This window comes from Streptomyces sp. NBRC 110028 (assembly GCF_001417735.1).
Classification (GTDB): domain Bacteria; phylum Actinomycetota; class Actinomycetes; order Streptomycetales; family Streptomycetaceae; genus Streptomyces.
In genome coordinates, this window is record NZ_BBUZ01000034.1 from 38,232 (window position 1) to 62,229 (window position 23,998).

24 protein-coding genes and 2 pseudogenes are annotated in these 23,998 nt (G+C 71.4%); 13 read left to right on the plus strand and 13 right to left on the minus strand.

What is annotated here, in order from left to right:
- Positions 1 to 21: 21 nt before the first annotated feature.
- The 3 genes from ASC60_RS26730 to ASC60_RS26740 all read left to right on the plus strand — a co-directional run bounded on the left by ASC60_RS26730 (position 22) and on the right by ASC60_RS26740 (position 1,936).
- The gene (locus ASC60_RS26730) at positions 22 to 852 is read left to right on the plus strand and encodes a helix-turn-helix transcriptional regulator (RefSeq protein ID WP_055555274.1); all 831 of its coding nucleotides are present in this window, start codon (positions 22 to 24) and stop codon (positions 850 to 852) included.
- The gene (locus ASC60_RS39870; protein WP_079038652.1) at positions 849 to 1,181 is read left to right on the plus strand and encodes a DUF397 domain-containing protein; all 333 of its coding nucleotides are present in this window, start codon (positions 849 to 851) and stop codon (positions 1,179 to 1,181) included. The genes ASC60_RS26730 and ASC60_RS39870 overlap by 4 nt, the downstream gene beginning before the upstream one ends.
- 74 nt (positions 1,182 to 1,255) lie before the next feature.
- Positions 1,256 to 1,936, plus strand: coding sequence for a FadR/GntR family transcriptional regulator (locus ASC60_RS26740; RefSeq protein WP_055555276.1), 681 nt, complete (start codon positions 1,256 to 1,258; stop codon positions 1,934 to 1,936).
- Here the strand turns inward: ASC60_RS26740 and ASC60_RS43310 are convergent.
- Positions 1,927 to 2,250: pseudogene (locus tag ASC60_RS43310) on the minus strand (DUF4158 domain-containing protein); the annotation flags it as partial. The gene ASC60_RS26740 and the pseudogene ASC60_RS43310 sit on opposite strands and share 10 nt — an antisense overlap.
- 162 nt (positions 2,251 to 2,412) lie before the next feature.
- Complete coding sequence (locus ASC60_RS26750) at positions 2,413 to 2,985, minus strand: TetR/AcrR family transcriptional regulator (RefSeq protein WP_079038653.1); 573 nt, start codon at positions 2,983 to 2,985, stop codon at positions 2,413 to 2,415.
- A gap of 144 nt (positions 2,986 to 3,129) precedes the next feature.
- Between ASC60_RS26750 and ASC60_RS26755 the strand changes: the two genes are divergently transcribed.
- The 4 genes and pseudogenes from ASC60_RS26755 to ASC60_RS26770 all read left to right on the plus strand — a co-directional run bounded on the left by ASC60_RS26755 (position 3,130) and on the right by ASC60_RS26770 (position 7,213).
- Positions 3,130 to 3,867 carry an SDR family oxidoreductase gene (locus ASC60_RS26755; protein ID WP_055555278.1) on the plus strand — a complete coding sequence of 246 codons (738 nt, stop codon included), beginning with the start codon at positions 3,130 to 3,132 and terminating at the stop codon, positions 3,865 to 3,867.
- Positions 3,868 to 3,941: 74 nt separating this feature from the next.
- The gene (locus ASC60_RS26760) at positions 3,942 to 4,445 is read left to right on the plus strand and encodes a hypothetical protein (RefSeq protein ID WP_234357160.1); all 504 of its coding nucleotides are present in this window, start codon (positions 3,942 to 3,944) and stop codon (positions 4,443 to 4,445) included.
- A 24-nt stretch (positions 4,446 to 4,469) separates the two neighbouring features.
- Positions 4,470 to 5,245, plus strand: a pseudogene (locus ASC60_RS39875) (hypothetical protein); the annotation flags it as partial.
- 3 nt (positions 5,246 to 5,248) lie between these two features.
- Positions 5,249 to 7,213 carry a kelch motif-containing protein gene (locus ASC60_RS26770; protein WP_055555284.1) on the plus strand — a complete coding sequence of 655 codons (1,965 nt, stop codon included), beginning with the start codon at positions 5,249 to 5,251 and terminating at the stop codon, positions 7,211 to 7,213.
- Here the strand turns inward: ASC60_RS26770 and ASC60_RS26775 are convergent, their stop codons facing one another.
- The 4 genes from ASC60_RS26775 to ASC60_RS26790 form a co-directional block, all read right to left on the minus strand.
- Complete coding sequence (locus ASC60_RS26775) at positions 7,214 to 8,308, minus strand: glycoside hydrolase family 6 protein (RefSeq protein ID WP_055555286.1); 1,095 nt, start codon at positions 8,306 to 8,308, stop codon at positions 7,214 to 7,216. It lies immediately after the preceding gene.
- A 204-nt stretch (positions 8,309 to 8,512) separates the two neighbouring features.
- On the minus strand, positions 8,513 to 9,259 hold the full coding sequence (locus tag ASC60_RS26780; protein WP_079038654.1) for a class F sortase: 747 nt from the start codon (positions 9,257 to 9,259) through the stop codon (positions 8,513 to 8,515).
- Positions 9,252 to 9,794, minus strand: a complete 543-nt coding sequence (locus ASC60_RS26785; protein ID WP_055555288.1) for a hypothetical protein — start codon at positions 9,792 to 9,794, stop codon at positions 9,252 to 9,254. Before ASC60_RS26785 ends, ASC60_RS26780 begins: the two co-directional genes overlap by 8 nt.
- A gap of 120 nt (positions 9,795 to 9,914) precedes the next feature.
- Positions 9,915 to 10,697, minus strand: a complete 783-nt coding sequence (locus ASC60_RS26790; protein WP_055555290.1) for an HAD-IIA family hydrolase — start codon at positions 10,695 to 10,697, stop codon at positions 9,915 to 9,917.
- Between the two features lie 139 nt (positions 10,698 to 10,836).
- Between ASC60_RS26790 and ASC60_RS26795 the strand changes: the two genes are divergently transcribed.
- Entirely contained in the window at positions 10,837 to 11,025 is a 189-nt protein-coding gene (locus tag ASC60_RS26795; RefSeq protein ID WP_055555292.1) for an antitoxin, read from the plus strand.
- Between the two features lie 11 nt (positions 11,026 to 11,036).
- On the opposite strand, the gene ASC60_RS41080 is transcribed toward ASC60_RS26795, so the two are convergent.
- Both ASC60_RS41080 and ASC60_RS26805 read right to left on the minus strand, forming a co-directional pair.
- The gene (locus ASC60_RS41080) at positions 11,037 to 12,407 is read right to left on the minus strand and encodes a hypothetical protein (RefSeq protein ID WP_055555294.1); all 1,371 of its coding nucleotides are present in this window, start codon (positions 12,405 to 12,407) and stop codon (positions 11,037 to 11,039) included.
- A gap of 117 nt (positions 12,408 to 12,524) precedes the next feature.
- Positions 12,525 to 13,640, minus strand: coding sequence for an ROK family transcriptional regulator (locus tag ASC60_RS26805; RefSeq protein ID WP_055555296.1), 1,116 nt, complete (start codon positions 13,638 to 13,640; stop codon positions 12,525 to 12,527).
- 67 nt (positions 13,641 to 13,707) lie between these two features.
- Here ASC60_RS26805 and ASC60_RS26810 point away from each other — a divergent pair, with 67 nt between their 5' ends.
- The 5 genes from ASC60_RS26810 to ASC60_RS26830 all read left to right on the plus strand — a co-directional run bounded on the left by ASC60_RS26810 (position 13,708) and on the right by ASC60_RS26830 (position 19,343).
- Positions 13,708 to 14,811 carry a Gfo/Idh/MocA family oxidoreductase gene (locus ASC60_RS26810; protein WP_055555298.1) on the plus strand — a complete coding sequence of 368 codons (1,104 nt, stop codon included), beginning with the start codon at positions 13,708 to 13,710 and terminating at the stop codon, positions 14,809 to 14,811.
- Positions 14,808 to 15,290, plus strand: a complete 483-nt coding sequence (locus tag ASC60_RS26815; RefSeq protein WP_055555300.1) for a heme-degrading domain-containing protein — start codon at positions 14,808 to 14,810, stop codon at positions 15,288 to 15,290. The genes ASC60_RS26810 and ASC60_RS26815 overlap by 4 nt, the downstream gene beginning before the upstream one ends.
- Positions 15,291 to 15,349: 59 nt before the next feature.
- Entirely contained in the window at positions 15,350 to 16,747 is a 1,398-nt protein-coding gene (locus tag ASC60_RS26820) for a DHA2 family efflux MFS transporter permease subunit (protein WP_234357161.1), read from the plus strand.
- A 7-nt stretch (positions 16,748 to 16,754) separates the two neighbouring features.
- Positions 16,755 to 17,297 carry a GNAT family N-acetyltransferase gene (locus ASC60_RS26825; protein ID WP_199831064.1) on the plus strand — a complete coding sequence of 181 codons (543 nt, stop codon included), beginning with the start codon at positions 16,755 to 16,757 and terminating at the stop codon, positions 17,295 to 17,297.
- Between the two features lie 99 nt (positions 17,298 to 17,396).
- The gene (locus tag ASC60_RS26830) at positions 17,397 to 19,343 is read left to right on the plus strand and encodes a sulfatase-like hydrolase/transferase (protein ID WP_234357162.1); all 1,947 of its coding nucleotides are present in this window, start codon (positions 17,397 to 17,399) and stop codon (positions 19,341 to 19,343) included.
- Positions 19,344 to 19,391: 48 nt separating this feature from the next.
- On the opposite strand, the gene ASC60_RS26835 is transcribed toward ASC60_RS26830, so the two are convergent.
- The 5 genes from ASC60_RS26835 to ASC60_RS26855 form a co-directional block, all read right to left on the minus strand.
- Positions 19,392 to 20,258 (minus strand): fumarylacetoacetate hydrolase family protein, encoded by an 867-nt coding sequence (locus tag ASC60_RS26835; protein WP_055555303.1) that lies wholly within the window; start codon positions 20,256 to 20,258, stop codon positions 19,392 to 19,394.
- A gap of 158 nt (positions 20,259 to 20,416) precedes the next feature.
- A complete protein-coding gene (locus ASC60_RS26840; protein ID WP_055555305.1) occupies positions 20,417 to 21,121 on the minus strand; it encodes a membrane protein insertase YidC in 705 nt (234 codons plus the stop codon).
- A gap of 116 nt (positions 21,122 to 21,237) precedes the next feature.
- Complete coding sequence (locus ASC60_RS26845) at positions 21,238 to 21,558, minus strand: DUF6412 domain-containing protein (protein ID WP_055555308.1); 321 nt, start codon at positions 21,556 to 21,558, stop codon at positions 21,238 to 21,240.
- Positions 21,559 to 21,606: 48 nt separating this feature from the next.
- Complete coding sequence (locus ASC60_RS26850; protein ID WP_055555310.1) at positions 21,607 to 22,407, minus strand: class E sortase; 801 nt, start codon at positions 22,405 to 22,407, stop codon at positions 21,607 to 21,609.
- Between the two features lie 75 nt (positions 22,408 to 22,482).
- Positions 22,483 to 23,820: a DUF445 domain-containing protein gene (locus ASC60_RS26855; RefSeq protein ID WP_055555515.1), complete on the minus strand. Its 1,338-nt coding sequence runs from the start codon at positions 23,818 to 23,820 to the stop codon at positions 22,483 to 22,485.
- Between the last annotated feature and the right edge of the window lie 178 nt (positions 23,821 to 23,998).

Consider the following 23,998-nt stretch of genomic DNA (forward strand, 5'->3'; position numbering starts at 1 on the left):
ACCGCGCGTGACGATAGGCATATGGGAGCAGACAACAGCGAACCCGAAGTCTCGGACAGCCTCAAGACGTTTGGCGCGGTGCTCAAGGCACTGCGGGACGAAGGGGGGTTGACCCAGGAGCAGTTCGCGCCGCGCGTGCGGTACTCGGTGACGTACGTCGCCAAGATCGAGCAGGGCAGGCGCTTCCCCCCGAAAGAACTCGTCCCACGGACGGAAGAGGTGTTGGGCCCGTTGGCCGCGCGGGTGCTAGGTGCCGCGTATCGCAGTCTGACGCGGAAGGTGGGGTTAGCGGCATGGTTTCAGCACTGGGCGGGAATCGAGGAGGAGGCGCTGACGCTCCTCACCTACGAGTGCACGGTCATCCCTGGGCTGCTCCAGCCCGAGCCGTACATCCGCGCCGTCTTCGAGCGCCGCATCCCGTACATCACGCCGGAGCAGTTGGAGCAGCAGGTCATCGCACGCCTGGCCAGGCAGGGGCTGTTCTCCGAGCTGCCGAACACCTCGTTCTGCTTCATCATCGAGCATGCGCTGCTGGACCGGGGGTTCGGTGGCCCCGATGTCACGAGGGCGGTTCTCGACAACCTTCTGGAGCAGGGGCGCTGCCGCAACGTGGAGATCCAGATCATGCCGCTGAAGCAAGCGGATCACTTCGGCGCCGACGGACCGATGTGCCTCGCCGAAACGCCGGACCACCAGTGGGTCGGCTACATCGAAGCGCACGACACCAGCGTGCTGATCACGGACCCGAAATCCGTGAGTGCGATGCTCCAGCGCTATGGCAAACTGCGCCCACAGGCACTGAGCCCTGAGGCCAGCGCGAGCCTGCTAGAGCAGATGCGAGGAGCGCTATGAGTGGTACCGAACTCGACTGGTTCAAGAGCAGCTACAGCGGAAGCGGGGGCGGCAACTGCGTCGAGGTGGCCATGTGCCTGGACACCGTGCATGTTCGCGACTCCAAGGACACCCGACTCGGCTCCCTGACCGTCTCGCGCCAGGCGTGGTCGGCTTTCACCACCGAACTCGACTGGTTCAAGAGCAGCTACAGCGGCGGCGGGGGCGGCGATTGCGTCGAGGTCGCCATACGCCCGGACACCGTCCACGTCCGCGACTCCAAGGACACCCAGCTCGGCCGACTGACGGTTTCCCCCACCGCTTGGGCCGCATTCACCGCGCAGCTCTGAGGGAACACCCGGCACCGCTGCCGCTAAGCTGACCGAAATCGGAGGTGGCGGTGGCGGCGCAGGCGCGGGGTGGGATGGCGGGCGACATCCAGGAGCGCGTCAAACGGCTCATCGTCGACCGGCGACTCCCCTCCGGCGCGCCCCTGCCCACCGAGACGGAGCTGATGGAGCTCCTCGGGGTCAGCCGTAACTCCGTGCGCGAAGCACTCAAGGCACTCCAGGCCATGGGGATCGTGGAGATCCGGCACGGCTTCGGGACGTACGTGGGGCCCATGTCGATGGCGCCCATGATCGAAGGCCTGATCTTCCGCACCGTCGCCGGTCACTACCGGGGCGAGGACAGCCTGCTGCAGCTGCTGGAGCTGCGGGAGGCCGTGGAGACGGGGCTGATCGCCCGGCTGGCCGGGCGGATACCGGCGGATGACCTCACGACGCTGGACGCCATCGTGCGGCGCATGGAGGCGGAGGCGGCCGAGGGGGCCGTGCACGCGGAGACGGATCGCGCCTTTCACGCCGCGCTGTACGGGAGCCTGGACAATACGCTGCTCAGCGAGGTGCTGGAGGCGTTCTGGGACGCGTTCCACCGGGTGCGTACGGACCTGGTCGACGTACCGACCGACCCCCATGTGACCCTGGCCCAGCACCGGCGGATTCTGGAGTCCGTGCGCTCCGGCGATGCCCTACGCGCCGAAGAGGCGATTCGCGACCACTTCTGCAACATTCGCAACAGGCTGCGTTCGCCGCATCACGAATAAGCCGTTTTCGCGACCGATTCGCGACGCCCCCCCATGGCACGCCTTGTCTGAATAAAGGTGCGTTTCGCCTTGTGGCCACCCGGGCGCCCTCGGCCCCTGATCTGGGTGCACCCCACACCAACCTGCTGCGCGGCCAGGTGCTCGATGACCGACCACGGCACATCCAGCGGGTCGTCCACCAGGAACCAGCCGACGTACCGGACGGTGCACATCTGGACCGCGAACCCCAGTTGGTGCGCCGCCGTACGGCGCAACGCGATCAGGTCCCGGTCCACGTCGTCCAGGAAGAAGAACCGCTCCAGCTCCGGCCGCGATGCCGCCGTGCTGTGGACGACCCGCTATCTGGACGCCGCCGTCGAGGAGTTGCGAGCGCTGCCGCCCACGAGCGCGAGCACGACGTCTTGGACGAGGACGACGACAGTGAGGAATGACCGCACGAGGCCCTGCGGTGGTGGAGCGGACCCACGCACGAGTCCTCACGGGCGGACCGTGAGGCCGTCCAGGGTGAGGTCGAGCAGGCGCTCCGCTTGCTGTCGGTGTTCAGCACCCGCCGAGGTGAGGGCGATGCCTTCCAGGGCAGCGCCGATGTCGGTGGGCTGGATATCAGTGCGGATCGCCCCGGCGGCCGTGCAAGCGTCCATGAGTGAGGTGATGGCGGCCTGGATCATTTCCCGGCTGTGACCATAAGGATTGCTTCCCGTCGCGGCGATAGCGCGCAGGGCGTCGATCATGCCGTACTTGGCGGTGACGTAGTCCAGGAATAGGCGTGTCCACGCGCGCAGGGCCTCTGTCGGCGACTTCTGCGTGAGGAGAGCGGGGGCGGCATCGCACAGGTGGGCTACCTCGTTGCGGTAGACCGCCTCGATCAGGGCCTCCCGGGTGGGGAAGTTCCGGTACAGCGTCGCACTGCCCACGCCCGCCTCCTTGGCGATGCGTTCCAGGTGCGCGTCGAGCCCCTCCGTCGTGAACACGCGTACAGCGGCCGTGAGGATCTTCTCCCTGTTCCGCCGTGCGTCAGCCCGCAGCGGCCGAAGCGTTCCATCGGTCATCAGTGCTCGCCGTCCCCTCTTCGAAGCCCTCTCGAACTTGTTAAGTGGATGCGCCCCCATTTAATGTGAGCTAACCGGGGACACCTCCGGTTTCACTGTAGGTCACCGCCCTGACCTGCGCGCACTCCAGGAAAGGAAGCGATCATGTCGGGTATCCAGGGCAAAGTCATCGCGATCACAGGTGCCAGCAGTGGCATCGGTGAGGCAACCGCGGCCTACCTCGCCGAAAAGGGCGCCCAACTCGTGCTCGGAGCCCGGCGTGAGGACCGGCTGAACGCCGTCGTGGACGGCATCACGGCGAAGGGCGGCACCGCCACCGGCGTCATCGTCGACGTCACGCGCCGCGAAGACCTCCAGCGCCTGACGGACACGGCCCTCAACCAGTACGGTCGGCTCGACGTCCTCGTCTCCAACGCGGGCACGATGGCCGTCTCGCCGTTCGACGACCTGCGCCAGGACGACTGGGACGCCATGGTCTCCACCCACATCACCGGCCTGCTCAACGGCATCGGGGCGGCCCTTCCCGTCTTCCGCCGGCAGCGCTTCGGCCAGTTCGTCAACGTCGGCTCCACTGCGGCCTACGTCGTCAAAACCCCCCAGGCGGTCTACGCGGCCACCAAAACGGCGGTGAAGGTGCTTACCGAGGGCCTGCGCCAGGAATCGGGACCCGACCTGCGCGTCACCCTTGTCTCACCCGGCTTCACCAATACCGAAGGCGTCGGCAAGGGAGCCAGCCCTGAAGCCGCGGCCGCGATGACCCAGCAGCGGGACGAGATCGCCATGCCGCCCTCGGCGATTGCCTCCGCCATCGGCTACGCCATCGAACAGCCCGACGGCGTCGATGTCAGCGAGATCGTCGTCCGCCCCACCGTGCAAGCCTGATCGCAGCGAGCCGGGCCACGCGAAACCGCCTCCGGCGCCTCGCCCCGCGCATCCACGACGGCGCCTTCTCCGCGATGGACCTCACCGCCCGCCACCCGCGCACCGGCGAGCTGCCGTCCACCGTGAAGTTCATGGTGCAGACCCTCGCGGCCGCCGGCGAACTCCAGCGGGACCTCCAACGTGAACTGACCTACGACGGACTGTGCGCCGCCGAGTCCAAGGGCAGCGGGGGCGGCGCCGCCCCCGCAGTGGCGGCCGCGAAGACCGCCGACGTACGCACCGCGTACCTGGAAGGCCGGCCCATCGCCGCCCTCGCCCGCGACCACGGCGTCAGCCGCGGCGCGATCCGTACCGCCGTCGCCGACCTCCTGCCCGAACACACGACTGCCGACCCGGGCGCCCCGGCCCCGGAGCTGCCTGTCGTCCTCGACATGCCGGGCAAGGTAGCCGACCTCCTTCGCACCGCCGAGTTGGACGACGCCGAGCGGGCCGTCCTCGACCACGGCGTGTCCGTACGCCGTGGCCAGGGCTACCCCCTGCGCGCCAACGCCCTTCGGGCTGCTACAGCCAGACCATGATCAATCTCAGCGCCAACCACGGTTCATGACTTCTTCGCATCGGTCGATACCGATCACGTCCCGCTGCCGAACTATCTGGAACGGATGCTCGACTACTTCCGCGATCCGGATATCGCCTTCGTCGTCGGCCCGCAGGTGTACGGGAACCACGGCGCGGCGGTCACCAAGGCCGCCGAGAGCCGGCAGTTCCTGTTCCACGCGCTGATCCAGCGCGCCGGGAACGCTGCCGGTGGGGAAGCTCTTCAACTACACCCTGATGGTGATCTTCTATCCGATGGCGGCGCTGAACTGGATCCTCGCCGGGATCAGCTGCGCGCTGTTCCTCGGGTTCGGGGCATCCGGCATCCAGATCGATCCCGCCATGTGGATGATGCTGTACGGCAATGCCTCCGCGCCGCAGATCGGGCTCTACGTCTGGAACCGGCGGCACAACGTTTCCCCGCATGAGCCGGAAGGGTCGGGGGGCGTGGGCCGGAATGGTGATGTCCGCGATGTCCGCACCGGTTTACGCGCGCTCCCTGCTGAATGCCGTATCGCGCCGGAAGAGCCGCTTCGCCGTCACCCCCAAGAGCGACTCGTCGAGCCCCGACACCCTCTTCGGTACGTTCCGGATCCATCTTTTCTTCCTGGTGCTCTTCGGCGGGTCGCTCGCCTCTTCCTTCTACTTCGGCCACAGTCATCCAGCGATGACCGTTTGGGCATCACTCGCCCTGGCTATCACAGCCGCCCCGATCATCGCCTGGCGGTGGACCGTCCGCCAGGAGAAACGGACAACGCAGCCCGCTCTTGGGGGACGATAAGACGTGAAGTACCGACCGAGTCGCCGCACCCGCCGCTTCGGAATCGGTGCGGCGGCCGTGACCGTGCTGGCCGGAATGAACGGACCGGCGCTCTACCGATTCAGCTCCGCGCAGTATCGCGATTACAAGATCAACCAACCGGAGTACAAGGCCGAGAACGGCCACTGGGACGTCGTGAACGTCCCGAAGGCTTATCGGATCAATACGATCCACGCCGCCCTGCTGCACACCGGAAAGGTGCTGCTGGTCGCCGGTTCCGGGAACAACGCCAAGAACTTCGACGCCAAGTCCTTCCGCACCGTCCTGTGGGACCCCGAGAAGAACACCTACCGGAACATCCCCACGCCCCAGGACCTCTTCTGCTCCGGGCACACCCAGCTCCCGGACGGAAAGCTGCTGGTGGCGGGCGGTACACAGCGGTACGAGAAGCTCAAGGGCGATGTCGAGAAGGCGGGCGGGCTGATGTTCGTCCACAACGAGGACCCGGACAAGCCGAAGACCCTCCCGTCCGGGACCCGCTTCACGGGCAAGGAGAACGGAAAGACCTTCGAGTCCAGGGACCCGGTCCTCGTTCCGCGTGCGAAGAAGAAGACGAACGCCAAGACCGGAAAGGTCACCGTCACCGCCAGCACGGCGCGGGTCTACGTCGAGGCGCTCGGCAAGGGGAAGAAGTACCAGACCGGGACCGAGGACAATTACCGGATCGCCGGGCTGAAGGGCAAGGACCGGCAGAACTTCTACGGCATCGCGCAGAAGCTGTCGTTCGACAAGAAGGACTTCCAGGGCATCAAACAGGCCTATGAATTCGACCCGGAGTCGGAGCGGTACATCACCGTGGACCCCATGAACGAGGCCCGCTGGTATCCGACCCTGACGACCCTGAGGGACGGCCGGGTGCTGGCCGTGTCCGGGCTCGATGAAATCGGCCAGGTCGTGCCGGGCAAGAACGAGATCTACAACCCGAAGACGCAGAAGTGGAAGCGCATGAAGAAGCAGCGCTTCTTCCCCACCTACCCCGCGCTCTTCCTCACCGAGAAGGGCCGGATCTTCTACACCGGGTCGAATGCCGGCTACGGCCCGGACGACAAGGGCCGCACCCCGGGGATCTGGGATCTGAAGGGCAACACGTTCACGGTGGTGCCGGGCATCAGCGACCCGAAGCTGCTGGAGACGTCGATGTCGGTCATGCTGCCGCCGGCGCAGGACCAGCGGTTCATGGTGCTGGGCGGCGGCGGGGTCGGCGAGTCCACCGCGTCCACCGCCGGGACCCGGATCGTCGACCTGAAGGACGATCAGCCCCGGTTCAAGGACGGACCGGATCTGTACGAGAAGGTGCGCTATCCGAGCAGCGTCATCCTGCCCGACGACACGATCCTGACCACCAACGGCTCCGGCGACTACCGGGGGCGCGGCGACACCAATGTGCTGAAGGCCGAGCTGTACGACCCGAAGACCAACCGCACGCGCGGCGTCGCCGATCCGCTGGTCGGGCGCAACTACCACTCGGGTGCGCTGCTGCTGCCGGACGGGCGGGTCATGACCTTCGGCTCCGACTCGCTGTTCAGCGACAAGGCGAACACCCAGCCGGGCGAGTTCCAGCAGCAGATCGACCTGTACACGCCGCCGTATCTGTACCGGGACTCCCGGCCGGAGCTGGTCGACGAGGGCGGGCCGAGGACGGTCAAGCTGGGCGCGACGGCCGCGTACAAGACCGCGCACACCTCGGCGATCAAGAGGATGCGGCTGATCCGGCCCAGCTCCTTCACCCATGTGACCAATGTCGAGCAGCGGTCGATCGCGCTCGACTTCAAGCGGACGAAGGACGGCATCACGGTGACCCTGCCGAAGGACCCGTCGCTGGTGCCGCCGGGCTACTACATGCTGAACGCGGTCGACGGCCGGGGCACGCCGTCGAAGGCGGTGTGGGTGAAGGTGCCCGTGGCACCCAAGACCGCCTCCCGGCGCTGATCAGCGGCTAGTCGGCGTTCCGGCGTTCCGGGCGAGATCGAGCGCGTACCGCGGCCACCACTGGCCCGCCTTGGGGCCGCCCTTGCAGGGGCCGTCCGACTCGCCCGGACGCTTGATCCACAGATAGGCGTCGACGCTCTTGTCACCGGTGTGGACCGTCGGCGGCTCGCCCAGCGCCCGGCCCTCCGGGTTGCACCAGGCCTCCGGGTCGTCCTTGCCGGTGGCCGGGCCGTTACCGTTGCGGCTGGTGTCGATCACGAAGGGCTTGCCGCCGACCATCGCCGACAGCCTCTTGCCGTAGGTCTTGTTCTCCACGGTGGTCTGGTAGTTGGAGATGTTGAGCGCGAAGCCGTCCGCCTTGGCGATCCCCGCGCGCTTGAGCGGCCCGGCGATCGCCCTCGGGTCCTTGATCCAATGCGGGTTTCCGGCGTCCAGGTAGACCTTGGTGCGGGGCAGCCCCTTGAGCTTGTCGACGGCGCCGGTGAGCAGGTCGTACCGCTCCTCGAGGAACTTCTTCGGCGTGCAGCCGTCCGCCACGTGCGGCAGCGCGTCCGGCTCCAGGATCACCGTGGCCGGGCGGTCCCCGATGCCCCGGACGGCCTTGTCCAGCCACGCCCGGTAGGCGGCGCCGTCCGCCGCGCCGCCCTTGGAGTACTGGCCGCAGTCGCGGTGCGGGATGTTGTAGAAGACCAGTAACGCGTTACGGTCCGCATGCCTGGCGGCCTCGGTGAAGCCGCGCGCCTGCCCCTCCGGGTCGTCCACCCCCAGCCACTCCGCGACCGGCTGCTCGGCGATCTTCTGGACCAGCCGGGCGTCGCCCTTCGCGCCCTTCTTGCGGTACGCGGCGACCTGCCGCGCGGCGCTGCCGTCGGGATTGACCCAGTAGGGGACGGCGGCCTTGGGGCGCTGCTTCTGATGGACCGGCGGGGCCACGTGATCGTTCTTCCTGGGGCCCCCGGAGGCGCCGAAGCAGCCGGTGAGCGTCGCGAGCGACAGCAGCGCCCCGGCGGCCGCCACGCCGCTGCGCCTCAGATTCCGCTTACGGTCGTGGTGACGGGCAACAGGGTGCCGACGGCCGGTGCAACTGCCGTACATCCGCTCCCCCTTGGGTGCACGCTCCGGGGGAGGACAGTGGGCCCCCCGGGTGGGACAAGCCGGTCTAATCCATCCTTGCACAGGGCCCCGGCCGCCCAGGTCCGCATCGTCAACCGGGGGCGGGTTTTCGCCCGTCCGGCGCGATGCGCACGGCGCTCCACGCGAGGCCCCGATCGGCGCTTTACGTTCCACTTGCGCCCGGCATCACCCAGCGGTCCCGGCGGTCCCGGCGGTCCCGGCGGTCCCGGCGGTCCCGGTGTTCCCGGTGTTCCCGGGCGTGGGGTGGCTCGGAGGCCGCGTCGTGCCCGTCAGATACGCGGACACCACCACGTTCGCCGAATACGTCCGCGTCTTCGGGTCGAACCGCCCGCCGCACGTGATCAGCCGCAGCTCCGCCCGGCCCGTGGTCCGCGCCCCGTACACCCGGCGCGCGTCGAACCGCTTGGCGGTCACCATCGCCACGTCCTCCACCGTGAACTCCGCCGTCGAACCGTCCGACCGCGCGACCCGGACCGTCTCCCCGCGCCGGAGGTCGCTCAGCCGGTAGAAGACCGCCGGCTTGGACCTGGTGTCGACATGGCCGACCAGCAGCGCCGCCCCCACCGTGCCCGGCTCGGGCCCGCCCCGGTACCAGGCGACGGAGTCCGCGCGGCTGAACGGCGGCGGCTTCACCGCCCCCTTGCGGTCCAGGCCCGCGCCGACCACCGGGGCGTGGACCCCGGCCGCCGCGATGTCGACCCGTTGCGGCCGGGCGGCCGCGATCGGGGCGTGCGCCTCGGGCAGCGGATGGGCCGGGGGACGGCCGACGGCGGCCGCGTCCCCCGTCATCGGCGCCGGGGCGCCCGTACCGTCGGTGATGTCCCGGCCCCACATCCACAGCCCGAGCAGCAGCGCCACCCAGGCCAGGCCCATGGCCAGCCGTCCGGCCCCCGCGAAGCGCGTCTCAGACATCGCCACCCACCCGCTGCCGACGCCGCCGTACCGCGAGCCCCGCGACGACCACCGCCGTACCGCCGGACAGCGCCAGGCCGTACGCCTCCGCGCCGCCGACGTCGTCCCGTGGCGCCCGGTCCTCGCTGCCCGGCGCGGGCCGTGGCGCACCACCTCCGCCCGCGCGCACGGGCGCGACGGGCGAGGGCGGGCGCTGCACGGCGACCGACACCCTCCCGGCGCCCGGTTCCGCGCCACCACAGTCCACGGCGACCCGGTGCGCGCCCTGGGTCGCCGTCGAACGGATCGTCGCCTCGCTGAACAGCCCGTCGCCGTCGGGCGTCAGCTCGGCGTCGCTGACGAACACCGGCGACGTGGCCGTCGCCACCGTGCCCTGACAGCCGAAGGCCCGTACCTCCACCTCGCTGCCGGGCGCGATGGCCAGCGCGCTGACCCGGATCGTGGCGGTGCCGTCATGACGCCGATCGGCGAGCGCGGGACCTGCGGCGATGAGACAGAGAGCGGCCGTACAGAGCGTGAGGGTGGCGATGCGCATCGTGAACCTCCTGACATCACGAGGCTCACGCGCCCGGCCGGGCCCCGCATCCGCTGCGGACCCGGCCCTGCTCCATATGGGTGCTCAGGCGGAGGCTGAGGCGGAGGCCGAGGCGGGTGCTCAGACGACGCGTTCCACGAGGTCCGCGATCGAGTTCACGACGGTGGACGGGCGGTAGGGGAAGCGGTCGACCTGGTCGGCCTGGGTCACCCCGGTGAGCACGAGGAACGTCTCCATGCCCGCCTCCAGACCGGCCCGTACGTCCGTGTCCATCCGGTCGCCGATCATCGCGCTGCTCTCGGAGTGCGCGCCGATCGCGTTCAGCCCGGCGCGCATCATCAGCGGGTTCGGCTTGCCGACGAAGTACGGCTCCTGGCCCGTCGCCTTGGTGATCAGCGCCGCGACCGAGCCCGTGGCGGGCAGCGCGCCCTCGGCCGAGGGGCCGGTCTCGTCGGGGTTGGTCGCGATGAACCGGGCGCCGTCGTTGATCAGGCGGATCGCCTTGGTCAGCGCCTCGAAGCTGTACGTACGGGTCTCGCCGAGCACGACGTAGTCCGGCTCAACGTCGGTGAGGACGTAGCCGATGTCGTGCAGGGCGGTGGTCAGCCCCGCCTCCCCGATCACATACGCGGTGCCGCCGGGGCGCTGCTCGTCCAGGAACTGGCCGGTGGCCAGCGCCGACGTCCAGATGTTGTCGACGGGGACGTCGAGGCCGATGCGGGACAGACGGGCGTGCAGATCGCGCGGGGTGTAGATCGAATTGTTGGTGAGCACGAGGAACGGCCTGCCGGACTCGCGCAGCCGCTTGATGAAGGCGTCCGCCCCGGGCACCGGTATGCCCTCGTGCATCAGCACCCCGTCCATGTCGGTAAGCCATGACTCGATCGGCTTGCGCTCTGCCACTGCTTGCTCTCCGCTCGGCTTGACCGTCTGGCGACGTCAACAGCCTAACCGGGGCCGTCGCGGCCTCAGCGCGACAGACCCGCACAGCTGTCCGATCCTGAGGGGAGGGGAAACGCGAGCCGACGGTTAGGAGACCGCCATGGGCATCATGGACAAGCTGAAGGACGCGATCGGCAAGAACCCGAACAAGAGCAGACAGGCTGCGCGCAAGGGGGCGGACACCGCCGACAAGAGGACCGGCGGCAAGCACTCGGAGCCGATCCAGCACGGTTCGGACAAGCTCGACGACGAGCTCCGCCGCCGGGGCGAGGGGCCCCGGGGCGGTTAGCGGCCGCGTCCTCAGCGCCTGGCGCGCCGGGACTTCACGACGAGGGCGGCGCCTGCGGCCACCAGTCCGACACTGACGACGCCGAGCCCGGCGAGCCGGACATCACGGCCCGTCGCGGCCAGCTCGGGCTTCCAGTGTTCGGGGCGGCGGGCGCCGTCCTCCTCGTCTGCCTCGTCTGCCTCGTCTGCCTCGCCTTCCTCGGCGGTCTTCTCGGGGTCGGGGGCGGTGCCCGTTTCGGTGCCGGGGTCCGTTCCGGGGTCTTCGGTTTCGTAGCCGGGGTCGGTGCCGGTTCCTGTTTCGGTGTCGGTGCCGGTGCCGGTGCCGGTGCCCAGGTCGGTGCCGGGGTCGGTACCGGGGTCGGTACCGGGGTCGGTGCCGGTGTCGGTGCCCAGGTCGGTGCCGGGGTCGGTACCGGTCTCGGTGTCGGTCTCGGCGCTCGTGTCGGTACCGGGGTCCGTCTCCGTATCCGCCTCGTCCGTGCCCACCTCGTCCGTGCCCGCCTCGCCCGTGTCGGTGCCCAGATCCGCATCGACGTCCAGGTCCTCGTCCGTGCCGGAGTCCGCCGGGTCCTGGGCGCCCTCATCCGTCTTGGCCTCGCTGTCGGGGCTCGGCGGCACCGCGACCGGGCTGCGGTCCAGTCGGCGCTCCGGGCTCGGCGTGGCGCTGGGTTCGCCGGTCGGTTCGGCGCTCGGCTCGGGGTCCAGCTCCGGCACGGCGCTCGGCTGCGTATCCGGTACGGGCGCGCTGTCCGCCCCCGCCGTGCCGTCCGCGCTGGGGGCCGCCCCCGTATCGATCCGGAACGCGTAGTCGTTCGACTGCCCGACCCAGTCCCCGTCGTCCGCGCGCCGCTGTACGGCGATGGCGTTGGCCGTGACCGGGCCCAAGGGGGCGTCGGGGGTGAAGCGGGAACGTATCGTCACGTCGACCGTCTTGCCCGCCTCCACGGTGAACCCCTTGAAGTCCTTCTCGAACACCCCGATGTTCTCGTCCTCGTCGGTCGTCTGGAAGGAGACCTCCCGCCAGGTGCCGCCGTCCGCGTACGGGTCCAGGAACTCGAACTGGATCTGACGGGGCCGCAGCGCGTGACCCTGGTCGACGAGAACCGCGACCGGGTGGATCGCCCGGCATCCGGTGTCCGTGGTGTTGCGCAGTTCCAGGTGCCACTGCCGCCATCCGGCACCCCGTGCGTAGCGGTCGGGTCCGCCGCGCAGCCGGGTCTCGATGGGGAAGTCGGAGGTGGTGCCGTCGCCGCAGACCGGGGCGGGTTGGGCCGCGGCGGCAGGCGCTCCCAGCCCGTACAGGGCCGGGGCGAGGGCGAGCGCGGCCGCGGGCACGGCGGTGCGCAAGGCGGCACGAAAGGACAGGGTGGTGGGCAGGCGCATGGGTGACCTCTGCTGGCAGCGGCGTATCCCCGAGCACTCCGCCACATTCCGCGTCCGCACGCCGACACACCGGCGGGGCGGCCGATTGACCCCGACCGGCCGTCAACAAACCCTCGATCAGCCCAATGCGAAGAGCGGGGCGAGCACGAGCTGCGCCGCCCCTTCGACCACCGCCCGCGTCCCGCCGCGTACGACGTCGACCGGGACCGTGGGGCGGTTGGTGCGGGCGGCGTCCTCGGCGAGGACGGCGGCCACGCCGCGTACGTACGACTCGGGGGCGGCCAGCACGATCCGGCCGCCGAGCAGCACCCGGTCGATGTCGAGGAGCCGTACGAGGTTGGCCGCGCCGACGCCGAGCAGCCGGGCCGCCTGTTCCTGTGCGCCGCGGGCGACGGCGGCCAGGCACAGGGCTTCGAGACAGCCGTAGTTGCCGCAGCCGCAGCGCGGCCCGTCGAGCTGGACCACCTGGTGGCCGAACTCCCCCGCGTCGGTCCGCGCGCCCCGGTACACGCCGCCGTCGAGCACGAGCCCGGCGCCGAGGCCGGTGCCGAGGTGGAGGTACGCGAACGAGCCGGCCGCCGGGGCGGCGAGGCCGAGGGCGGCGGCGTTGGTGTCCTTGTCGAGGACGACGGGCAGGCCGAGCCGCCGGGCGAGCGCGTCGCGCAGCGGGAGGCCGTCCCACTGCGGGAAGCCGGTGACCCGGTGCAGGACGCCGGAGCCGTGGTCGAGCGGCCCGGGCGCGGCGACCCCCACCCCGAGGAGCCCGCTCCCGGGCACCCCGCCTCCGGGCAGTGCGCCTGCGCCCGCGTCGGCGATCAGCGCCTCCACCTCCGACGCCGCCGCCGTCAGGGCCCGTTCCGCCTCGGCGCCGAAGTCGAAGCGTGCCGTACGGAGGGCCACCGGCGTGCCCGCGAGGTCGACCACGACCGCCGTCAGCTCGTCGCGGTCCAGGTGCAGGCCGATCGCGTGACGGGCGCCCGGGACGAGGCGGAGGACGGTGCGCGGCTTGCCGCCGGTCGAGGCGCGGCGGCCCGCCTCGGCCGCCAGGCCCTCGGCCCGCAGCCGGGCCGTGATCTTGCTGACGGCCTGGGGAGTGAGGCCGGTGCGCTCGGCCAGCTCCAGCCTGCTGACGCCGTCCTCACCCGCGTCGCGCAGCAGGCGCAGGACAAGGGCCGCGTTGTGGCCGCGCAGGGCGGAAAGATTGGCTCCGCCTCCGGCCGTCGTCCCCGACATCGTGCTGTTCACACCCCCATTGTGGCCATCGCTTGCGCTTTGGCAACGCTGTTGTCAAAGTGGCGGCATGGATGAGAAGAGCAGCGATGAGAACAGCACCCTCCGCGCAGGACTGATCGGCTACGGCCTCGCGGGCTCCGTCTTCCACGCCCCCCTGATCGCCGCCACCGACGGCCTCGCCCTCGACACCGTCGTCACCTCCAGCCCCGAGCGGCAGAAGCAGGCCCGCGACGAGCACCCCGGCGTACGGATCGCCGCGTCCGCCGACGAGTTGTGGGACCGGGCCGATGAGCTGGACCTGATCGTCATCGCCTCCCCCAACCGCACCCATGTGCCGCTCGCGCGCGCCGCGCTCGAAGCCGGGCTGCCGGTCGTCGTGGACAAGCCGCTGTCCGGGACCGCCGCCGAGGCCGAGGAGCTGGCCGCGCTCGCCGAGTCCCGCGGGCTGCTGCTGAGCGTCTTCCAGAACCGCCGCTGGGACAACGACTTCCTCACCCTGCGCTCGCTGCTCGCCGACGGCTCGCTCGGCGAGGTGCTGCGCTTCGAGTCACGCTTCGAGCGGTGGCGGCCGCAGCCCAAGGGCGGCTGGCGGGAGTCCGGCGACCCGGCCGAGATCGGCGGGCTGCTGTACGACCTGGGCAGCCATCTGGTCGACCAGGCGCTCACCCTCTTCGGCCCGGCCGACTCCGTCTACGCCGAGGTCGACGTACGCCGCGCTGGAGCGGAGGCCGACGACGACACCTTCATCGCCATCCGCCACGCGAACGGTGTCCGCTCGCAGCTGTGGATGAGCGCCGTCACCGCCCAGCTCGGCCCGCGCTTCCGGGTGCTGGGCCGCGAGGCGGGCTACGTGAAGTACGGCCTCGACCCGCAGGAAGCGGCGCTCCGCGAGGGCCTGCGCCCCTGTGAGGCCGAGGCGTGGGGCATCGAGCCCGAGTCCGCGTGGGGGCGGCTGGGCGCGGGCGAGTCGCCGCTGACCGGCGGCGGGCGGCCCGTCCCCACCGCCTCCGGCGACTACCCCGCGTACTACGCCGCCATCGCGGCCGCCCTCCGCGACGGCACCCCGCCCCCGGTCACCGCGGCCGAGGCGGCTGTGGCGCTGCGGGTGCTGGAGGCGGCCCGGGTGTCGGCGGCGGAGGGCCGTACGGTCCGTATCGGGGGCGCCGCGTGAACACCCCGGCACCGGACATCTGCGATCTCATCGCCCGCCTGGAGGAGCAGGAGCGCCGGCTGCGCCTCACGGGCCTGTCCCATGACGACGCCTGGCGCCTCGGCTGCCTGATCGCCGACATGGCGCGGGAGCGCGGCGCGGCCGTCACCATCGGCGTACGCCGAGGCGGCCAGCGCCTCTTCCACCGCGCCCTGCCCGGCACCTCCGCCGACAACGACGAGTGGCTGGAGCGCAAGTGCCGGGTCGTCGACCGGTACGCGGCCTCGTCGTATCTCGTCGGCACCCGCTTCCGGGCGAAGGGCACGACCTTCGAGGAGTCCTCCCGGCTCGACCCCGACCGCTACGCCGCGCACGGCGGCGCCTTCCCGCTCCATGTGACGGGCACCGGCGTCGTCGGCACGGTCGCCGTGAGCGGTCTGCCGCAGGCGGAGGACCACGCGCTGGTGGTGGCCGCCCTGGAGCGGTTCCTGGCCGCCTGAGACCGGCGGCGTGATCACTTCGCCGGGTGCCGAAGCTTTTCGCGCCTACGGTGAAGCGCATGGCGACGCAAACCGGCACCCCGGGCGCATCCACCACCCGCGGACCAGCGCGCGTTCTGTCGTTCGCGCTGGTCGCGGTGTGTACGGGCTACTTCATGGTCATCCTGGACAGCACGATCGTGAACGTCGCCCTGCCCGCCCTGCGCGGCGATCTGCGGGCGGGCGTGAACGGGCTGCAGTGGGTGGTCGACGGCTATCTGCTGGTGCTGGCGGCCGGGCTGCTGTCGGGCGGGGCGCTCGCGGACCGCTTCGGCGCCCGGCGGGTGTTCCAGACCGGGCTCGGGGTGTTCGTCGCGGCGTCCCTCGGCTGCGGACTGGCCCCCGGGGTGCCGGTGCTGGTGCTCGCCCGGGTCGCGCAGGGGGCCGGGGCGGCCCTGTCGGTACCGGCCTCGCTGGCGCTGCTGCGGGTCGCGTACGCCGACCGGACGACGCGCGCCCGCGCGGTCGGGGTGTGGGGCGGCATCGCCGGGGTGGCCGCGGCGGGCGGGCCGCTCCTCGGCGGCGTCCTGGTCGGCACGGTCGGCTGGCGGTGGGTCTTCTTCGTCAACGTGCCCATCGGGCTGGCCGCGATGGCGCTGACCGCACGGTACGTACCGGCGCCGCGCGCGCAGACCGGCAGGGGGCTGGACCCGGCCGGGCAGCTCACCGGCGTCGCGGCGCTGACCGCGCTGGCGCTCGCCATGATCGAGGGCGGCCGCTTGGGGGTGGACCCGCTGGTGGCGGGCAGCGCGCTGGTGTTCGTCCTGGCGGTGGCCGGGTTCCTGGCCGTCGAACGGACGGTCCGCACGCCGATGCTGCCGCTCGGGCTGTTCCGTACGCCCACCTTCTCCGGGGGCACGGCCGTCGGCCTGCTCATCAACCTCGGCTTCTACGGCGAACTGTTCGTCCTCAACCTCTACTTCCAGCAGACCCTGCACTACTCCGCGCTGCTCGCCGGGCTGGCGCTGCTGCCGCAGATGGGCATGGCGGTGGCCGGTTCCTGGCTGTCCGGGCGCTTCACCGCCCGGGCCGGCAGCCCGCGGCCCACGCTGCTCATCGGCCTGGTCACGGGCGGGGCGGGGCTGCTCGCGCTCACCGGTCTCACCGCCGCGGCCGCGCACGTCCCGTATCCGCTGATGGTGCTCCCGCTGGTGGCCACCGGCTTCGGGATGTCGTTCACGATGCCCGCGGCGACGACGGCCGTCACCGACGGCGTGCCCGCGGAGCAGGCCGGGCTCGCCTCCGGAGTGATCAACGCGGCCCGCCAGACCGGCGGCGTCATCGGCGTCGCCCTCCTGGGCGCCCTGGCCGGTGCCGGCACCCTGCCCGGGCTGCGTACGGCGCTGGCCGTCGCGGGGCTGGCCTTCCTGGCGGGGGCCCTGATCACCCTGCGCACCGTCGACCGCGCCATGCCATGATCCTGCGGTGCCCGCAGCGACGATACGTCCCCGAACCGGCCAGGACCTGGCGGCCTGCCTCAGCGCGCTCGCGACCGTACAGCGGGCCGACCGCTACCCGGTCGACTGGCCCGAGGACCCGGAGGGCTGGCTGACCCCGGACGGGATGCTCGGCGCCTGGGTCGCGACCACGGCCGAAGGCCCCGCCGTACAAGAACCCGCCGTACAAGAACCCGCCGTGCTCGGGCATGTGATGCTCACCCGCGCCGACCCCGCCCTCGCGGACGCCATCGGCGCACCGGCCGAAGGGCTCGCCGCGGTCGCCCGACTGTTCGTCACCGCCGCGGCACGCCGCCGTGGCCTGGCCGCCGGGCTGCTCGGGCACGCGGCCCGGGCGGCGGTGGCGGACGGGCTGCGGCCCGTGCTGGAGGTCGACTCGGGCGCCACCGCGGCCATCGGGCTGTACGAGCGCGCCGGGTGGCGCTTCGTCAGGGCCATGACCGCCGACTGGCACACCGCGGACGGACACCTCGCCGTGGTGCACGCGTACAGCGGACCTGCTGGTCTTTGAACACACGCGGCCGCCGGGCCGTACGGATAACGGCGGCCCTCGACCCCCCGAGCCTGGTCCGCCGTGTCACACCGGGCCCCGCACGGAAGGACCTTCGGGATGCGCCAGCTGCCGGACAAGGACGAGGCCGACAAGGCTGCCCCGGAGGAGGGCGAAACCTCCGAAGACCGCCCACCAAAGCGGACGCCGGAAGCCAAGGGCGAGGACGGCGCCAAGGATCAGGACGCCGAGGCCCAAGCCCCCGAGGCCCAAGCCCCCGAGGCCCGGGACGAGGCCGACGGGCGGACCGAACTGCTGGGCGGTGCCACCCCCGGCGACGGCACCGAGGACGACGGGCCCGGACCCGACCGGGCCGTCGCGCCCGGCCGTGGCGGCTGGCGCGGCCGGTATCCCGTCGCCGCGCGCGCCCTGTCGTGGACGGTGACCGGCCTGTCCGTGGCCCTGGTCTTCGTCGCCCTGCTGCTGCCGACGAAGCTGGAACTCCTCACGGTCGACCACTTCGCCCGCATCCCGGTGGAGCTGATCTTCGGCGCCGGTCTGCTGCTCCTCCTGCCGGCCCTGGCCCGAAGGGTGGTGGCGGTGGCGGCGGGGCTGTTCCTCGGCGCGCTGGCCATCCTCGACATGCTCGACATGGGCTTCAACGAGTTCCTGGGCCGCGGGTTCAACGTCGTGCTCGACTGGATCCTGTTCGACGACGCCCAGTCGTACCTGGAGGACTCGGTCGGCCATACGGCCGCGATGGCCGCCGTGGTCGGAATCGTGGTGCTCGCCCTCGCCGTGGTCGCCCTCATGGCGCTGGCGGTCCTCCGGATCGGCGACGTCATGGCCCGCAACAGCGTCGTGGCGACCCGCGCCACCCTGGTGGCCGGGACCGTCTGGGTCGTCTGCGCGTCGGCCGGCGCGCAGGTCGCGGGGCTGCCGGTGGCGTCCAGGAGCACCTCCGCGCTCGTCCAGGACCGGGCGGAGCGGGTGGAGAAGACCATCAAGGACGAGCAGGAGTTCAAGAAGGTGGCCGCCTTCGACACGTACGGGGACACCCCGGGCGATCAGCTGCTGACCGGGCTGCGCGGCAAGGACATGATCTTCACCTTCATCGAGAGCTACGGCCGCAGCGCGATCGAGGACCCGGCGATCGCGCCCGGTGTCGACCCGACGCTCCAGAAGGCGACCAAGCGGCTGGACAAGGCCGGATTCGCCGCCAAGAGCGGGTGGCTCACCTCGGCGACGTACGGCGGCAACAGCTGGCTGGGCCACTCCACCTTCCTGACCGGCCTGTGGATCGACAACCAGAACCGCTACCGCACCGTCACCGCGGGCAACCACCTTTCCCTCACCCACGCGTTCAAGCGCACCGGCGCCTGGCGGACGGTCGGCATCATGCCGGGCGTGCAGAAGAGCTGGCCGGAGGGCAGGTTCTACGGCCTCGACCACGTCTACGACTCCCGCGAGCTGGGCTACAAGGGGCCGAAGTTCAGCTGGTCGACCATGCCCGACCAGTACGCGCTGAAGGCGTTCGAGCAGCTGGAGCACGGCAAGAAGCACGACAAGCCGCTGATGGCGCTGAACATCCTGACCTCCAGCCACCAGCCGTGGGCGCCGATCCCCAAGACCATCCCGTGGAGCAAGGTCGGGGACGGCTCGGTCTACAAGGACATCGAGAAGGCGGGCAAGCGGCCCGAGGACGTCTTCACCGACTCGACCAAGGTGAAGCAGGAGTACGGCAAGTCCGTCCAGTACTCGGTGAACACCCTCATCGACTACGTGATCAAGTACGGCAACAAGAACACCGTGCTCGTCTTCCTCGGCGACCACCAGCCGCTGGCCCGGGTCAGCGGCAACCACGCGAGCCGGGACGTGCCGGTCTCCATCGTCGCCCATGACCCGAAGGTGCTGAAGCGGATCTCGAGCTGGAACTGGGCGGACGGCCTGATGCCCCGCGCGGACACCCCGGTGTGGAAGATGAACAGCTTCCGCGACCGCTTCCTGAAGGCGTACGGCTCGACCCCGAGCGCCACTCCCCAGCAGGCGAAGCGGGCGGTCAAGTGAGCCGCGCGGCCCCCGGGCGCCGGTGGCGTCCGGGGGCCGCGCCGGGCATCACGCGTCCTTGAACTCCTGGCGCTGGCGGCCCAGCCCGTCGATCTCCAGCTCCACCACGTCCCCGGCCCGCAGATACGGCTTGGGCTCGGGGCGGCCCATGGCGACGCCCGCCGGGGTGCCGGTGTTGATGACATCGCCCGGGTAGAGGGTCATGAACTGGCTCAGATAGCGGACCACATGGGCGACGCCGAAGATCTGCTCGGCCGTCGTGCCGTTCTGCTTGAGCTCACCGTTGACCCACAGCCGCAGGCCGAGGGCCTGCGGGTCGGGGACCTCGTCGGCGGTGACCAGCCAGGGGCCCAGCGGGTTGAACGTCTCGCAGTTCTTGCCCTTGTCCCACTGGCCGCCGCGCTCGATCTGGAACTCCCGCTCGGAGACGTCGTGCGCGACCGCGTAGCCCGCGACGGCGGCGAGGGCGGCCTCGTCGGAGTCGAGGTAGCGGGCGGTGCGGCCGATGACGATGGCCAGCTCCACCTCCCAGTCGGTCTTCAGGCTGCCGCGCGGCACCAGCACGGTGTCATCGGGGCCGATGACCGTGTCGGGGGCCTTCATGAAGAGGATGGGCTCCTCCGGAAGGGCGGCGCCGGTCTCGGCCGCGTGATCGTGGTAGTTCAGCCCGATGCACACGATCTTGCCGATGCGGGCCAGCGGCGGGCCGACCCGTACGCCGCCGTCACTGATCACCGGCAGCGCGTCGGCGCCCTCGGCCGCGGCAGCCTCGCGGATCCGGGCGAGCGCCGCCTCGTCCGCGAGCAGGGTGCCGTCGATGTCCGGGACCAGGCCGGACAGGTCGCGGAGGGTGCCGTTCTGGTCGAGGAGGGCCGGGCGTTCCGCCCCGACCGGTCCGACGCGCAGCAGCTTCATCCTCACAACTCCCTGGTCTCAGGACGGTGGCCAGGGGCGACTCCGTGGCCTCCGGCCGCTTGATCCTCCACGAGCCTCATCCGGCCCGCAAGAGCCCGTTCACGGACTGGACCGTCGGCTCACCTGAGACCGACGGCTCACCTGCCCGTCTCCCCCGCTCACCGTCCGCGCAGCAGCAGGGCCCGCTCCACCGCGGTCCAGGTGGTGCTGGTCGCGAGGTAGAGCGCGGCGGCCAGCGGCACCACGGCGGCGGTGACCAGCGTGCCGAACGACAGCAGCGGCAGCGCCCGCGCCATCCTGGACGCACCGGGAGCCGCGGACGCACCGGGAGCGCTGGGGACCGCCGCGTCGCGGGCGGCCTTGCGGGTGCGGACGTAACTCCAGGTCGCGACGGCCGCGAGCAGCGCGAACAGGCCCAGGTAGACCAGCCCCCGCTGCCCGTCGAGCGCCCCGCCCCAGCGGCCGTCGAGCGGGGCCCCGGCCAGCGTGTGGTCCAGCAGGTCACCGGCGCCGCTGCCGGTGGAGAACACGTGGTACATGACGAAGAAGACCGGCAGCTGCACGAGGGTCGGCAGACAGCCCGCCAGCGGCGACGCCCCCTCCTTGTCCCGCAGGTCGGCCATCGCGCGGCGCAGCCGCTCGGGGTCGTTCTTGTGCCGACGGCTCAGCTCGGCGATCTTCGGCGCCAGCGCGGCCCGGGCCTTCTCGCCGCGCGCCGCCGCCCGGGCGAGCGGATGGAGCGCGGCCCGGACGCACAGGGTGAACAGGACGATGGCGGCGGCCGTCGCCGACGCCCCGAACAGCGGATCGAGCGAGTCGGCCAGGGTGGTCAGCAGGGTGCCGAGGGATGCGAAAACAGACATGGGAGCCCTCCACGGGTCTCGTCATGGGCCGGGGTGACCGAAGGGAAAACGGATCGGCGTGACGAGCCGCGTGGGCGCGGCGGGCGGGTGCTGCGGGATGCTGCGGGTGCGTGCGCCTACGCGGCCGTCGGGAGACGACGGCCGGGCGCCCGGGGCCTGGGGCGGCCCGCGGCATCGGGGTCCCGCTGCGGCAGGAACGCGGTGCGGCGCTCCCGGTCCCGTATCGCGGTGCGTATCCGCCCCGGGGGCGCGGGCACCCGGGCCCGGGCGGCGAGCACCGCGCAGGTCAGCAGCGCGGCCGCGACGGCGGCGGTGGCAGCGGTGGTGGCGGCGAGGGCGACGGCGCTGAGCAGCCCGGTCTGGGTGAGCAGGGCGCCGGTCAGCAGGAAGAGGAGAACGCCCAGGTGCATGCGCAGCGTCTCGACGCGATGAGTCATGCGGCTCCCCCTCTCCACTCGGCCACCACCACTCTAAGAGGTGCCACTCTAAGAGGTGCCACCGACAACGCGCGGCCCGGCCGCCTTCAGCCTGGCCCACACCACCAGCCGGTAGCGGGAGGTGTATTCGGGGGTGCAGGTGGTCAGCGTGAGATAGGAGCCGGGCTCGGTGTACCGGTAGCGCGGGTGGAACGAGCTGTACGGCACCTTCGCGATCACCGTGCCGTCGGAGGGCGAGGTGCGCGGCAGGGTGTGCTCGACGACGTAGGTGAAGCGGGCGTGGAAGGTCTCGACGCTCACCCGGTCCCCCGGGCGCAGCTCATCGAGGTGGCGGAACGGTTCGCCGTGGGTGTTGCGGTGGCCCGCGAGCGCCACGTTGCCCATCTGCCCGGGCTGGGCGGTTCCCGGATAGTGGCCCACGTAGCCCTGGTTGAGGACGTACGGCTTGCTGATGCCCTCGGCGATCGGGGCGGTGAGCCCGATGCGCGGGATGCGGATCACCGCGTACGTCTGGTTCCGGTCGGGGGTCCCGGCGCGGAGGGTGGTGGTGGCGGTGTCCTTCTGACGGTGCGTACCGCCCGTACCCCCGGAGGCCGTACCGTCCGTGTCGTCCGTACCGCCGGATTCCGTGGAGCCCGCATCGCCGGAGGGGGCCGTCACCGAGGGGTCGTCGGTGTCCCATCGCCGTTCCAGCTCCGCCACTTGGCGCTTCGCGCCCGCCCGCGCCTCCCGGTTGGTCCACCACAGCTGGTGGGCGACCAGCAGGAGCACGACGAGCCCGATGGTGACGGCGATCTCGCCGCCGGTCCACAGCACCCGGGCCACAAGGACCTGCCGCCGCCGTCGCACACCGACCTCCCCACCCAGGCCACCGGGAGGGGCACCATAGGCCCTGCGGCGCGCACCCGCCAGACACGCGACCCGTCAGCCGCCGCCCAGCGCCCGCGAGAGGGTGTGGATGACCAGCCCCGCGAGCGCTCCCACCACGGTGCCGTTGATGCGGATGAACTGCAGATCGCGGCCGATATGGGCCTCGATCTTCCGGGAGGTGTGCTCCGCGTCCCAGCCCGCGACCGTCTCGGTGATGAGCGAGGTGATCTCGTTCCGATAGGTCGTCACCACATAGACGGCCGCGTCCTCCAGCCAGCCGTCGATCTTGCCGCGCATCGTGGGGTCCGTCACCATCCGCGTGCCCAGCGACAGGATCGCCGTCCGGGCCCGCAGCCGCAGCTCGCTGCGCTCGTCCTCGGCCGCCGCGACGATCATCGACCGCACCGAGGCCCAGGTGGAGGCGATCAGGTCCTGCACCTCGCCGCGGCCCAGCACCTCGCCCTTGAGCCGTTCGACCCGGTCGCGGGTGCCGGTGTCCGACTGCAGGTCACCGGCGAAGTCGGACAGGAAGCGGTCCACGGCGCCGCGCGCCGGATGGTCCGGCATGTCGCGCATCTCCCGGACGAACCGCAGCAGTTCGCGGTAGACCCGCTCGCCGACCTTGCGGTCCACGAACCGCGGCGTCCAGCCGGGGGCACCACCGGTCACCGCGCCCATCACCGACTCGTTGTGCTCCACCAGCCAGTCGTGGGCGTGTACGCACACCAGGTCCACGGCCCGGCGGTGGCCACCGTCCGCGACGATCCGCTCCAGCAGCTTGCCGAGCCCCGGCGCGATCTCCTGGGCGTCCGCGCGCCGTGTGATCGCCTCGCCGACGACCGCCTGCACATCGGAGTCGCGCAGCACGGTGAGCGCGCCGCGCAGCGCGGTCGCCAACTCGTCCGTCACCCGGTCTGCGTGCGCGGGTTCGGCCAGCCAGGTGCCCAGCCGGCCGCCGATGCCGACGGCGCGCAGCCGCATCCGTACGACGTCCCCGGACAGGAAGTTCTCGCCGACGAAGTCGCCCAGGGTCGCCCCGAGCTGATCCTTCTTCGTGGGGATGATCGCGGTGTGCGGGATGGGCAGCCCCATCGGCCGCCGGAACAGGGCGGTGACCGCGAACCAGTCGGCCAGCGCGCCGACCATGCCCGCCTCGGCGGCCGCCGCCACGTAGCCGGACCAGCCCCCGGCGCCAGAGTTCTGCGCCCACTTGGCGACCGCGTACACCAGCGCGACGGCGAGCAGCATGCCCGTGGCGATCGCCTTCATCCGGCGCACACCGCGCCGCCGCTCCTCGTCGAGGGGGGTGTCCGCGAACGCGGCGACGCCACCGGCCGGCGCTCTCACGCCGGGCGGCCTCGGCCCGTTTTCGTCCGTCGTTGTCCGGTTCATGGCCTCCACCCGGTCGAGCCGTCCCCTCTGCATTGTCTCGTTCCTGTCTCACTCGTCCTTGAGTGGAACGAACGGCGAGTTCCCGTCGTCTGTCTGGGGGAGCGACCCCGTCCAACCGGGGGCAGGCCGACAGGCGGACCTCTGTCCGGACATGGGATCATGAAGGACCGACCGGACC